This is a genomic window from Paraburkholderia sp. JPY419 (genome assembly GCF_050435705.1).
Taxonomy (GTDB): domain Bacteria; phylum Pseudomonadota; class Gammaproteobacteria; order Burkholderiales; family Burkholderiaceae; genus Paraburkholderia; species Paraburkholderia youngii.
This window is the reverse complement of sequence record NZ_JBNDKV010000004.1, coordinates 1,158,626-1,171,237: the sequence shown is the minus strand read 5'-3', so window position 1 is coordinate 1,171,237 and position 12,612 is coordinate 1,158,626. Positions and strand designations below refer to the sequence as shown.

The following is a 12,612-nucleotide window of genomic DNA, read 5'->3' as shown; positions in this document are numbered from 1 at the left end:
CGCGTCACGCGCGAAGCGGCTCGTCGAGACAGGTTTGATGGAGAACCGCGTGGCAACACTCAAGGACGTCGCGCAACTCGCCGGCGTGGGCATGTCGACCGCCTCACGAGCGATTTCCGGCAAGGGACCGATTTCCGCAGATGCCGCGGCGCGCGTGAAGGCGGCGATCGAGGCGCTGAACTTCCGCCCGTCGTCGATCGGCCGGGCAATGGCGACGCAGCAGCTAGGCATCATAGGCATCTTCGTGCCGACCTTCTTTGGTCCGTACTACGGCACGATCCTGAAGCAGACCGACACCGAGTTGCGCGCGGTCGGCCGGCATGTCGTGGTCGCGACCGGTTGCGGCGAGGTGTCGCCGCGCGAGCAGGCAATCGAGGCAGTGCGCTTTCTGATCGGCCGCGATTGCGATGGCGTGGTCGTGATCAGCCACGATCTGCACGACGAAGACCTGATCATGCTGCATGGCATGCATCCGAAGATGGTGTTCCTGAATCGCGCGTTCGAGCAGTTGCCGGAAGCGTCGTTCAGCGCGGATCATCGGCGCGGCGGCGAACTCGCGGCGCGCACGCTGCTCGATCACGGGCATCGCGACATCGCGGTGATTTCCGGGCCCGCTACCGCGTCGGACAACGTGATGCGGATCGACGGCTTTTTCGCCGAACTCGCGCGAGCAGGCATTGCGCGCGACGACGTCCTTCTGATCGAATCCGACTTCTCGCCCGAAGGCGGCTACGCGGCCGCGCAGAAGCTGCTTGAGACGCAGCGGCGCGTGACCGGCCTGTTCTGCGCGAACGACACGATGGCTGTCGCCGTGCTCGCGCGTTTTCACCAGGCGGGCATTTCGGTGCCGAACGACATTTCCGTGATCAGCTACGACGACGACTACTCGGCCGCGTACGCGGCGCCCGGGCTCACGTCGGTGCATATTCCGACCGGAGAGCTGACGCAAAATGCGGTGCGCTGGCTGATCAACCAGTGTTACGGCACCAAGTGGGAGATCTTCCGCGAGTTTCCGGTCAGCGTGACGATGCGCGAATCGGTCGGGCCAGCGCCGATACAGAAGAAAAATACGCGTGGCGCAACCCGGTAGAAGGATTTGCCTAATCGTGGCGGTGTGATGTGTGGCGCGCGGACGCGCGCCGCCCCGGCTGTCTTATGCCGGCGCCGTTTCAAACTTGCGAACTGAACGGGTACGCGGCTACCAGCTATACGCAGCGCGGCTTTTCTCATAGTCCAACGGATTTTTTCTTCGAGTTTTTTAACGCGAGCCGTCGCGCGCTTATTCGCGTTTTCACTTACGGATGTGACGGTTTTTTAAAGGTCGTCGTAAATCTTCGCAAGACTGCTTTGCGGTTTTCCCTCATTAAACTTGCGTCAAATTTCTTTAAACTCGGCTGTAACAAGTTGTTACGGGGTGAGTGTGATGCTGGCCATCTTTCTGATCGCCTGTCCGATCGGCATCGCTGCGCTGTTTAGCTTTGCGCGCCATGTGGATCCGCAGACCGGACGTTTCAAACGGTAGATTTTTTTCGCGCGTTTTTTCCGCGGCCGTGCCGTGGAAATTTTCGCATTGCGATTAGCATTCGTTGGTTCGTCGTCAATTTGAAAGGGGCAACCGTTTGCCTCCTTTCGATTTGCTTTCTCGTTTTCGTTTTCGTCAATAGCCCGTTTTACCTTTCAGCAAGTCTTGCCTTGGCGTGCGGGTTCGCGGCACGATGCGCGATTACCTTCGTTTTGGGTCGGCATCGCATATGCGAGATTCTCTGCAGAAAATGGCGGCACGTGCGAGCGTGCTGAAGGGCGTTCTTCCTTTGAGCCGGATCGCGGCGGCGCGTGATGCGCTGGCCGGTGTGCAGCTTGCGTCGATGGATATACCGCAGGTGCTCGGCTATGCGCGCATTGCCGGCATGCCAGCCGTCACCGGGCTTTATACGGTATTCCTGCCGCTGGTCGCGTTCGCGTTTTTCGGCGCGTCGCGGCATCTGGTCGTCGCTGCCGATTCGGCCACGGCGACGATCTTCGCGAGCCGTCTGGAGACGATGGCAGCCGCGTCGAGCGCCGAATACGCGGCGCTCGCGGCGATGGTCGCGCTGCTGACGGCTGCGTTGCTGCTCGTCGCGCGCATCTTCAAGCTCGGTTTTCTCGCCGACTTCCTGTCGCGCACCGTGCTGGTCGGCTTTCTCGCCGGCGTCGGCGTGCAGGTCGGCATCGCGATGCTCGCAGACATGCTCGGCGTGCCTGGACATGCGACGCGCAGTGTGGACCAACTGCTGCTCGTCGTGAGCAAGGCCACGCAGATCAATCGGCCGACGCTGGCGATCTCGCTCTTCGTGGTGGCTGCGATTCTCGTCTGCAAGCGTTTCTGGCCGCGCCTGCCGGTGCCGTTGATCGCGGTCGTCGGAGGCATTGCCGCGAGCGACCTGTTCGGATTCGCCGCGCACGGCATTTCGATTCTCGGTCCGGTGGAGGGCGGCTTGCCGCCGCTGCGGGTTCCGTCGGTGACGTGGCAGCAGACGCTCGATCTCGTGCCGGTCGCGGCGTCGTGCTTCGTGATTATCGTCGCGCAAAGCGCCGCCGCGAGCCGGGTGTTCGCCGAGCGCTATCACGAGGTGGTCGATACCAACGCGGACCTGCTCGGCATCGCGGCCGCCAACGCGGCGGCGGCGTTTTCCGGCGCGTTCGTCGTCAACGGCAGCCCGACGCAGACCGCGATGGCCGATCGAGCCGGCACACGCAGCCAGTTCGCGCAGCTCGTGTTTGCTGCGGTCGTGGTGATCGTGCTGCTGTTTTTCAGCCGCTATCTGCAGTATTTGCCCCACTGCATTCTCGCGAGCATCGTGTTTACGATCGCGGTCGGCCTGATCAACGTGCAGTCGCTCTATTCGATTCGCCGCGAAAGTCCCGGCGAATTCGCGCTAGCGTTGTTCACGGCGGCTGCGGTCGTGCTGATCGGCGTCGAGCACGGCATTCTGGTCGCGGTCGCGTTGTCGTTGCTGCGTCACGTGCGACACAGCTACCGCCCGCACACGATGATGCTCGCGCCCAACGGCGACGGCATGTGGGTGCCGGTGCCGGCGGTGCCCGGCATCGAGACCGCGCCGGGACTGATCGTCTATCGCTTCGGCGCCGACCTGTTCTACGCGAACGATCATTTTTTCGTGGACGATGCGCGCCGCCTGATCGAGCACGCACCGAACGCCGTACGCTGGTTCGTCGTCGATGCGAGCGCGATTACGGATGTCGATTATTCGGCGGCGCGCTCGGTGGGCGAGTTGTGCTCGGCGCTCAAGCGCGATCGGATCGAAGTGATCTTTGCGCGCGTGAATCGTTATTTGCGCGCGGATATGGATCGGCACGGCATCACGCCTATCGTCGAGGAGCGCTGCATTTTCGGCACGCTGCATGAGGCGCTGAGCATGGCGGGGGTGGAGAAGCCGCATGAGCAGGTGAAGGGGGCGCCATAACGGGGAGGGCGCGTGCGGTATCGGAACGAGCAAAAAGTTGGTGGCAAACGTTGTCTGCGCCTCATTTCTTGTCGCCTGGCTGGATCAGGCTGACCTTTCGCTGCGATTAGTAGATATTAATTACAAAAACATGAACAGCTTCGACTCGACCATCGAAACGTATCTGTCCAGCATACACTTCGGTCGTTTCACGACCCAATCGATACAAGCCATCGCCGATCTGTACTCCTTTAAAGGCTTGGTATTGATTCCCGTGCTTTGGTGGATCTGGTTTCAACGAGACGAACGCGCCGAATGGCGGCGCGAAATCGTGCTCGCGACGCTTCTCAGCGGTGTCGTGGCGCTCTTCGTCGGAAGGCTGCTGGCGCACTGGTTGCCATTTAGAGCGCGTCCCATCTATAACCCCGAACTTCATCTGCAGTTCGCAAGCGGCTCGACCAAGGCTGCGCAGTTGTCGGATTGGAGTTCGTTCCCGAGCGATCACGCGATGCTATGGATGGCTATCGCCACCGGCATCTTCCTCGTGTGGCGGGGCATCGGCGTGCTGGCGCTTCTCTATACCGCGCTGTTCATTTGCCTTCCGCGCGCCTATCTCGGCTTTCACTATCCGACCGATTTGCTGGTGGGCGCCGCGCTGGGAATCGGGATCACGTTGATCCTGACGCGCGATGCGATTCGCAAGCGCTACGCGACCCCGGTGCTGCGATGGATCGAACGCTATCGGGGACCTTCGGCAATACTCGCCTTCCTTCTGTGCCTTCAACTCGTCACGCAGTTCGAAGAGTTGCGTGCTCTGGCGAGCGGCGTGTTCAAGCATCTATGACCCGCCCGGCGCCTCACTTTCAGTGAGCTGAGATTAGCGAGCACCCTCTATTGCCATCTCATGCAATATTCTGTCTAATGAAATCAGAATAAAACGTCCGATTCATTCGAATCGCTGACACAGTCGACGGGGGTTCACTTCATGTACTCTCTGCTGCCGCTCAAGGCCCAGGTGTGTCGTCACGCGCGAACGCTCGCCGGGTATTTTCCAGCTCCATTTACACGCGACGAATCAAGCGGTGTCGAGATCCTCGGTGTGATGACGCCGAGGCTGCTGAACGGGACCACGCTGCTGAACCTCAACTATGGCGAAGTTGACCGCTTCACCGACAAAACCCGCGCGACGGGCACCTTGTTCGTCGCGATAGGCGACGACTTCGTGCGCGTCGCCACTTCGGTCAAAAGGCAAACCGGCGAGCGGGCCGTGGGCACGGTACTCGACCGCTCGCACCCCGGCTATCGGATGCTGCGCAGCGGGCAGCCCTACACCGGTTACGCGACGCTATTCGGCAAGCAATACATGACACGATACGAGCCGATCCGGGACAGTTCCGGCGACGTAATCGGCGCGCTATACGTCGGCCTCGATGTCAGCGAGGTGTGGAACCTGTCGATCGGAGCCAGGCTCGCGCTGCTGACCCTCGCCGCGAATACCGTACTCCTGCTGGGCTATGGTCGGCTGCTGCAGGCAGTGATCCTCCCGGACCAGGCGAGCCCCGTCGGGGCGTCGCCGCCTTTCCTGTCAACCGCGGTGATCGGCTTCGGGCTGCTCGGCGCGCTGCTGGTCAGCGCGCTGGTCTACGTGACGACCCGGCGCGGTCTCGGCATGCAACTGCTCGAAGCGAAGGCCGCCGCGGAAAAATTGGCGGCCGGCGACCTGACCGCGCAAGTGCATGTCAGCCGGCGCGACGAACTGGGCCAGTTGATGCAGGCGATGAACGGCATCAGTGTCGGCCTCGCCTCGGTAGTCGGCAACGTGCGACGCGCGTCCGATATGATCGCGCTGGGCGCGCGCGAGATTGCCGCCGGCAACGCGGAGCTGTCGTCCCGCACCGAGGCGCAGGCCGGCTCGCTCGAGCAAACCGCTTCGACGATGGAGCAATTGACTGCGATGGTCCGCGCCAATGCCGAACGCGCTTCGCACGCCAACCAGCACATCGCGGCGGCCTCCGATCTCGCGGTCAAAGGCGGCACCGTGGTGGGCCATGTGGTCACCACCATGTCGCTGATCCGCGGCAGTTCGCACAAGATCGTCGACATCATCAGCATGATCGATTCGATCGCCCTTCAGACCAATATCCTGGCTTTGAACGCGGCCGTCGAGGCGGCGCGCGCCGGCGACCAGGGGCGCGGCTTTGCGGTCGTCGCCGCCGAAGTGCGCAGCCTGGCCCAACGCAGCGCGACGGCCGCCAAGGAAATCAAGGCGCTGATCACCGACTCGGTCGGCAACGTCAACGCAGGCGGAGAACTGGTCGACCAGGCTGGCCGGGACATGACCGAAATCGTTACGGCGGTCGATAGTGTGGTCACCTTGATGGGTGAGATCACCCACGCGAGCAACGAGCAAAGTACCGGCATCGGCGAAATCAATCGCGCGATCGGACACATGGACGAGATGACCCAGCAAAACGTTGCTCTGGTGGAGCAGGTGGCAGCCGCGGCGGCCAGCATGCAGGAACAGGCGTCCACGTTGGAGGATGCCGTGCAGGTTTTTCGGTTGGTAGGTGACGGGCCAAACTGATCATCACGGTCAGTGCCGCAATCAGCGCCCGCACTTTCCTGCACTAGAATGGGTTATTGCCGACGTCGTAAACGCATCTGGTCGGCACGACGTGCAGGATTCTCGTTGGAGGAATGCCATGCCGACTTACCGGTACAGGTGCGAGAAGTGCGGTGAGATGTTCGAACATGCCGAGCATCTTGCTGAACATGAAAACGCTCATCCCGCTTGCCCGAAGTGCGGAAGCGAGAAGGTCCAGCACATACCCACGCCATTTGTGCCGAAAACGTCCCGAAAAAGCTGAAATCTGTCTTCGCGGTTCTCAGGGACGTTCGAACGTCGGTTCTCGCCTAACGACGGATCTCCGCTCGCCGATTCTCGCCGTCTCCTCGTGGAGATTGGGGGACCTGGCTGGGAGCGTGCAAATCTGGCAACAGGCTGCGATGTCAGCGGGCAAGTATCGTGCCGCCGATCGCATGGAAGCCCGTAGCGGCCGCCCGGCAGAACTTGCTATGAATTGATCCCAGACTGTGCAGCCACCAGTATCTGCTTACCGCTCAAGCCGCACGACCGTGGTGGCTGCCCCAGAGCCGCAAAACGGGAGCAGTGCTTCAAATCCGACGAACCGTTGAAATAATCCCTCGAATCGCCGAGGGCAGAAAATAGTCCTGCACGAAAGCCCAACAGACGAAAAGAAATCACTTTCCCACTCCCGACCTTCTGCAGGTGGCTGGGCCGACGTATGCTGGAAATCCAGGTGACTCGACTCTAATACTCGCCATGGATACGCGAGATGCGTTCGATATATCGCTAAGCGAAGTCGATTCGGCGTTCGAGGCCTTGGAACTAGCCCGTGCCACCTCGGGCGAGGATTCACTCGCTTACACCGAGGCGTGCGAGCGGTATCGCATTACGATTCTCAGGTGGAAGTCAATTTACGCGTTGCTGGCTGCCAATGGAGCGCGAACCATGATGCCAAACGTTGGTAAGGGACGGCGCCTGCTCGTCCTCCGCAGAGGACATGAGCCGATTGCCGAATCCATCTTCGTGATCGCCCGGGTGCGAGGCTTCGTTTCCACGCTTGAGACGTGCGCTGATGCGGTACGGGGGCAAATCGTGAGCGACGCGCAACTGACGGTGCTTGACGGCGACTGCCATCTTGCATCGAAGTTAAAAGCGATCGAGTTGATCAACAGGCACTGCCCGCAATGCCGCGTCGCGGTTCTGTCCAGTACGCTGTCTCCTTTCGCAGCGTGGCCGGGTGTCGATGCGGTCATCGACCGTGGCGCATCGCCAATGCAGATGCTCGAGTGTTTCTGCCAACTGATTGATTCCTCCCGGCTCGACGACAGCGCTGTTCTTGCGCCCCCCCCCCCCCGATATTGGCCTATGGTCGGCATGATTCATAGCGCGCTTGGCAAGCACGGATTCAGTCAGGCGTTTCGTGCGGTCCGCTGCGATCGGCGGGTCCAGTTTTAGGCATCGGCTTCGCGATTTCGGCAGCGACGAAGTGAGCACTTCGACTTGACCATGGCAATCGAGAAGCGCTCGCGATAATCTGCAGCGTGCGCGCCGGACAGACCGGGGAATTCCGCCGAACAAGTTCGGGAAGTCATCTTTGTTGCTGTCACGACGGAGTTCATTTCACGATGCCTGACCAAACCGGTACCGAAGCTCTCACGATTTCAAATCAAACCGCTAGTGAATCCGCATTGCGTCAAGTTGCAACGTCGAGGCTGTTTCGCGGCTCGACGCTCGCCATGTTTCTGTCGGGACTCGGCACGTCAGCGGCCGCGCCACAGATCGTTCTTTTCCTGGTGAAGGAATCGAGCTACTCATCATGCCCTTCAGCATCGGACTGCGCCGCCGGCTCGGCACCGTGTGGTTGATGTGCATCGCGGCCGCATTGGGAGTGTTTGCCAACCTTTGCTTTGCGCTGTGGCCGTCCGCAACGGGCATGTTCGCCGGACAGGTTCTGATGACGGCACGCACCGAAACCCGACGGCAGGCGTAACAATGCATCACGCTCAGCAGGTTGAGCGTATTCTATGAAGCCTCGTGACGAATTCGTCGGCAGGTCGTGAGGGTCCCATGGATACGACAGAGCGAATCATCAAGTGGCGCGATCTGCGGCATGTAGACGGCGCCGTCAGCGAACCGCGCAACCCGCTGCCCGCGGTGTGCGACGTATCGGTGACGAACGTTTGCAACGCCGCATGCGACTTCTGCGGGTTCTCTCGCGAGAAGAATCTGGCGGGGCCACGTCGCTATCTCGATCCTGAGGAATTCGCGCGCGCACTGCCGATCCTGCGCAGACGCCGGATTCGTTACATGACGCTGCAAGGCGGCGAGCCGCTGGTTCATCCCCAGATCGCATCGCTGGTGGCTTCGGCCACCAGGGCCGGCATTCAGTGCGGTGTGATCACGAACGGCTGGTTTCTGCCGCGCCACATCAAGCAACTAGCGGAGGCCGGCCTCAAGCGTCTGCTGATTTCCATCGATAGCGCGGACATGCGCGAGCATGAGCGCAATCGCGGCCTGCGCGGTCTCGAGGCCCGCATCCGCGAGGGCATCACTCAGGCCCATCGCTTCGGCATCGAGGTGTGCGCATCGATTACGGTGAGCCGTCTGGTCAATTACGAATTGCTTCCCGAGACGCTCGAGCGGCTTGGCTTCGATGCGGTGGTTTTTTCCTATCCGCGGCGCGAGGCGTTCGGATCGACATCGCTCGTGTACGACGAAGACTCGAAACTCGTCGACCTGAATACCGACGAACTACTCGAAGCGTTGAGCGCGATCGCGCGCCTGAAGAAGCACTTCCGGGTGATGGACCCGAGCGCCGCGCTGGACGAGGTCGCGCGCTTCGTGCGCGGTGAACCGCAACTGGTTCCATGTATTGGTGGCAGCAAGTACTTTTATATCGACTGGAACCTCGATGTCTGGCGTTGCGAGGCGTGGCCTGAGCCGATGGGCTCCGTGTTCGACCTCGACCGTCTGCCCGATCAACGGGAGCCCTGCAATGCCTGCATGATGGGATGCTACCGGCATGCCAGCATTCTGATGCACGGCGCGATCGCCGTGACCGATTCGGTGTACGCGCTGGGCCGGGGTCAGCTTCGCACTGCCGTCAGCTTGTTGTTCCGGCGCAGTGTCGCGTATTCGCTGTGGGCGCTTTCGGTCGAGGAATTACCTCGAGCGTCGCTTATGTCGTTCGCAAGACGGACTGGCGGACGCCGTTTCACGCCGCAAAGTGGATAGGGCTCGCCCATTCGAACGCTGGTCCGCGTTACTCGAGCGGCCGTTGCTGTTCATCTATGGCGGCCGCGACGCTCTCGTCGACACACCCGCGACGCTGACCCGCGCGAGCGCGCTGAATCCACGCATCCAGAGCAAGGTGTACGCCGACGCGGGTCATGCGTCGTTCATCGAGGAACCCGATCGTTTCAATCGCGATCTGGCCGAGTTCGTCAGTTCCGTGTCCGGGAAATGACGCGCGCTTTCATGAGGACGAGTCATGGCACCCGAAATCGAAAGAGTTGCTGTGGAGGACTTCTTTGCTGGCTTTGCGAGGCTCGACATCGAAACTGACGACGTCGCGTTTCGAGGCGTCATCGGCGGAACCGGATCGCCGGTGCTGCTGCTGCACGGCTATCCGCAGACCCACGTTGCATGGCGATTGATTGCTCCGACGCTCGCGAAATCTCACACCCTCGTCGTGCCCGACCTGCCGGGATACGGTGCCAGCCAGAGCCGCAACGATCAGCGGCGCTGGACCAAACGCCGTATGGCCAGTGCGCTCGCCGCGTTGATGGCGCGGCTCGGGCACGAACGATTCGCCGTAGTCGGGCACGATCGAGGCGCTCGCGCCGGATACCGGCTTGCGCTCGACCACCCTCGGCGCGTCACTGCTTATGCATCGCTGTGCGTCGTGCCCACGCTCGATGCTTTCGCGACTGTCGATAAGACCTTTGCGCTCGACGCCTGGCACTGGTTTTTTCTGGCGCAGCCCGCGGACCTTCCAGAGCGAATGCTGGCGGCCGATCCTGATGCTTTCATCGACGCCGCGCTTGCGAAGATGGCCGGAGGACTAGAGCGAATCGATCCTCGGGCGCTCGATGCCTATCGAGCCGCATTCCGGAATCCCGGCGTGCGGCACGCGATTTGCGAAGACTATCGTGCCGCTGCTTCAGAGGATCTGGAACACGACGCGAGCGACGCAGCGGCCGGCCGAAAGCTTGCCTGTCCGGTGCTGGTGCTGTGGAGCGAGAAAGAGCAGAGGGCGAGGAAGGCTTCACCCACAGACACCTGGTTCAGGTGGGCAGAAAACGTGACCGGCAGGGGTCTGCCCGGTGGCCATCTGCTGCCCGAGGACGCGCCGAACGAGGTGTTGAACTCCCTGCAAGATTTCCTGATCGATCGGCTTTAACTGGCTGCTGGCACCGCGCTTTTGCGGCCGGACCCAGCGGCTGTGCCCGTCATCGGAAGCGAGAAAACCGTCAAAGGACCGATTCGATTGCCTAAGATCAAGTTACGCGCTCCGCGAGGAATGCACCGCGGCTCGCGAGCGTCTTAATCGTCGCGCAGCCGTTTCCCGCGCGCGACTTTTCCACATGGAGGTCACGATGAAATCAGACGACAAGGGCGACGTGCGCGCTTTCGTGCAAACGGCGGAGCAGGGTGGCGAGCATGTCTGGGTAATCACGCTGGTCGACTTCGCGGCCCGTGAGGTCAGACGCTCGCTCGTTTCGGACGAGACATATGCGACTGCCGCCGCTGCCAGAGATGCGGGGCAGGCCCATTTGAAGGGCTTGGAGCAAGACCGCTAGGCTCACTCACCGCCGCCTTGTTTTCGCCCACGGAAGTACTAACGTTGGACTATAAGTAAACCGGCGGTAACGGGGGCGCAAGAGGGCAAAGCTCATGGCCAGTACGCAAGGAAGCACCGGATCGCCGTTTGCGGCGTCCGTCGAAGCGGGCAGCTATCGCGTCACGCGACCGCAGAACGCAAGCGATGTGATCGACCTGCTGCAAAAGCGCGATATTCAGATCGTCGATCTGAAATTCACCGATCTGCCCGGCCTCTGGCAGCATTTCTCGATCACGCTCCCCGAAGTTCACGACGACCTGTTCAGCGCCGGCATCGGTTTCGACGGTTCATCGATCCGCGGCTTTCAGGAGATCCACGAATCGGACATGCTGCTGCGGCCCGACCCGGCAACGGCCTTCGTGGATCCGGCTTGCGGCACGCCGACGCTGTCGATCATTTGCGACGTAGTCGATCCAGTGCTGCGACTACCGTATTCGCGCGATCCGCGCTACGTGGCGAAAAAGGCGGAGAACTATCTGCGCCAGACGGGCATCGCGACGACGTGTTATTTCGGGCCGGAGCTCGAATTCTTCATCTTCGACTCGATCCGCTTCGGCCAGGATCAGCACTGCGGCTATTACTACGTCGAGTCGGCCGAGGGCGACTGGACCACCGGCCGCGACGAGGGCGCCTACGGCGGCGGCAACCTCGGCTACAAGCAGCACTATAAGGAGGGCTATTTCCCGGTGCCTCCTCATGACACGCTGCAGGAGATCCGCTCGGAAATCGCGCTGACACTGCAGCAGGCCGGCGTGCAGATCGAAGTTCATCACCATGAAGTCGCGACCGCCGGACAGAACGAGATCGACATGCGCTTTGCAACGCTGACCCGCATGGCCGACAACGTGATGATCTACAAGTACATCTGCAAGAACGTCGCGCGTCGGCACGGCAAGGTTGCAACCTTCATGCCGAAGCCGCTGTTCGCCGACAACGCGAGCGGCATGCATTGTCACCAGAGCCTGTGGAAAGACGCGCAGAACCTCTTCTACGACGCGGGCGGCTGGGCGCTGACTTCCGACATGTGCCGCTGGTACATCGGCGGATTGCTCCAGCACGCGCCCGCGCTGATGGCCTTTTGCGCGCCGACGACGAATTCGTACAAGCGCCTCGTGCCGGGATACGAGGCGCCCGTCAATCTGGCGATGTCGCAGCGTAACCGCTCGGCCGCGGCGCGGATTCCGATGTATTCGGATTCGCCGAACGCGCGGCGCGTCGAGTTCCGTTGTCCGGACCCGTCGGCCAATGCGTACCTGGCTTTCGCGGCGATGCTGATGGCCGGCCTCGACGGCATCGAAAACAAGACCGATCCTGGCGAGCCGCTCGATCGCAACATCTATGATCTCCCGCCCGAAGAAGCGCGCAACATACGGCAGGTGCCGGGTTCCCTCGAAGCGGCGCTGGCGGCGCTCGAAACCGACAACACGTTCCTGCGCAAAGGCGATGTCTTTACCGACGACGTGATTCAGACATGGATCGACTACAAGCGCAGCCGCGAGATCGACACGATCAAATTGCGCCCGCATCCATGGGAGTTTTATCTGTACTTCGATATCTAGAAGACAGGCCTCAAACCTCAAGGCAGGATCGGCGCGCAAATCAGCAGAAATACCGCAGCCTTGCAGACAGTTTTCGTGCCATGCCCCATTCTCATAACCGTCCTTGTGCTAAGGTTTATAAGACCTTTTTTGCGCGTTCGCCAGTGAAGTGCTCACGGCATGCAAGGAGAGTACGAGGCC

General features: G+C 61.3%; 12 protein-coding genes. All 12 read left to right on the top strand.

Annotated elements, in window-relative coordinates; genetic code table 11:
* Positions 1-37: 37 nt before the first annotated feature.
* The 12 genes from QFZ91_RS33830 to glnA all read left to right on the top strand — a co-directional run bounded on the left by QFZ91_RS33830 (position 38) and on the right by glnA (position 12,432).
* Positions 38-1,090 (top strand): LacI family DNA-binding transcriptional regulator, encoded by a 1,053-nt coding sequence (locus QFZ91_RS33830; RefSeq protein ID WP_429569868.1) that lies wholly within the window; start codon positions 38-40, stop codon positions 1,088-1,090.
* Between the two features lie 661 nt (positions 1,091-1,751).
* A complete protein-coding gene (locus QFZ91_RS33825) occupies positions 1,752-3,464 on the top strand; it encodes a SulP family inorganic anion transporter (protein WP_429569867.1) in 1,713 nt (570 codons plus the stop codon).
* Between the two features lie 130 nt (positions 3,465-3,594).
* On the top strand, positions 3,595-4,287 hold the full coding sequence (locus QFZ91_RS33820) for a phosphatase PAP2 family protein (protein WP_429570943.1): 693 nt from the start codon (positions 3,595-3,597) through the stop codon (positions 4,285-4,287).
* A 141-nt stretch (positions 4,288-4,428) separates the two neighbouring features.
* The gene (locus tag QFZ91_RS33815; protein WP_429569866.1) at positions 4,429-6,027 is read left to right on the top strand and encodes a methyl-accepting chemotaxis protein; all 1,599 of its coding nucleotides are present in this window, start codon (positions 4,429-4,431) and stop codon (positions 6,025-6,027) included.
* Positions 6,028-6,145: 118 nt separating this feature from the next.
* Positions 6,146-6,310 carry an FmdB family zinc ribbon protein gene (locus QFZ91_RS33810; protein ID WP_018433560.1) on the top strand — a complete coding sequence of 55 codons (165 nt, stop codon included), beginning with the start codon at positions 6,146-6,148 and terminating at the stop codon, positions 6,308-6,310.
* Positions 6,311-6,786: 476 nt separating this feature from the next.
* Positions 6,787-7,485: a hypothetical protein gene (locus QFZ91_RS33805; protein ID WP_429569865.1), complete on the top strand. Its 699-nt coding sequence runs from the start codon at positions 6,787-6,789 to the stop codon at positions 7,483-7,485.
* A gap of 361 nt (positions 7,486-7,846) precedes the next feature.
* Positions 7,847-8,020 (top strand): hypothetical protein, encoded by a 174-nt coding sequence (locus QFZ91_RS33800; protein ID WP_429569864.1) that lies wholly within the window; start codon positions 7,847-7,849, stop codon positions 8,018-8,020.
* Between the two features lie 77 nt (positions 8,021-8,097).
* Positions 8,098-9,264 carry a radical SAM protein gene (locus tag QFZ91_RS33795; RefSeq protein ID WP_429569863.1) on the top strand — a complete coding sequence of 389 codons (1,167 nt, stop codon included), beginning with the start codon at positions 8,098-8,100 and terminating at the stop codon, positions 9,262-9,264.
* Entirely contained in the window at positions 9,155-9,496 is a 342-nt protein-coding gene (locus tag QFZ91_RS33790) for an alpha/beta fold hydrolase (RefSeq protein WP_429569862.1), read from the top strand. The genes QFZ91_RS33795 and QFZ91_RS33790 overlap by 110 nt, the downstream gene beginning before the upstream one ends.
* 24 nt (positions 9,497-9,520) lie before the next feature.
* Positions 9,521-10,432 carry an alpha/beta fold hydrolase gene (locus QFZ91_RS33785; RefSeq protein ID WP_429569861.1) on the top strand — a complete coding sequence of 304 codons (912 nt, stop codon included), beginning with the start codon at positions 9,521-9,523 and terminating at the stop codon, positions 10,430-10,432.
* Positions 10,433-10,628: 196 nt separating this feature from the next.
* Complete coding sequence (locus QFZ91_RS33780; protein ID WP_013091358.1) at positions 10,629-10,832, top strand: hypothetical protein; 204 nt, start codon at positions 10,629-10,631, stop codon at positions 10,830-10,832.
* Positions 10,833-10,926: 94 nt separating this feature from the next.
* Positions 10,927-12,432 carry a type I glutamate--ammonia ligase gene (gene glnA / locus QFZ91_RS33775; RefSeq protein ID WP_429569860.1) on the top strand — a complete coding sequence of 502 codons (1,506 nt, stop codon included), beginning with the start codon at positions 10,927-10,929 and terminating at the stop codon, positions 12,430-12,432.
* The last annotated feature ends 180 nt before the right edge of the window (positions 12,433-12,612 follow it).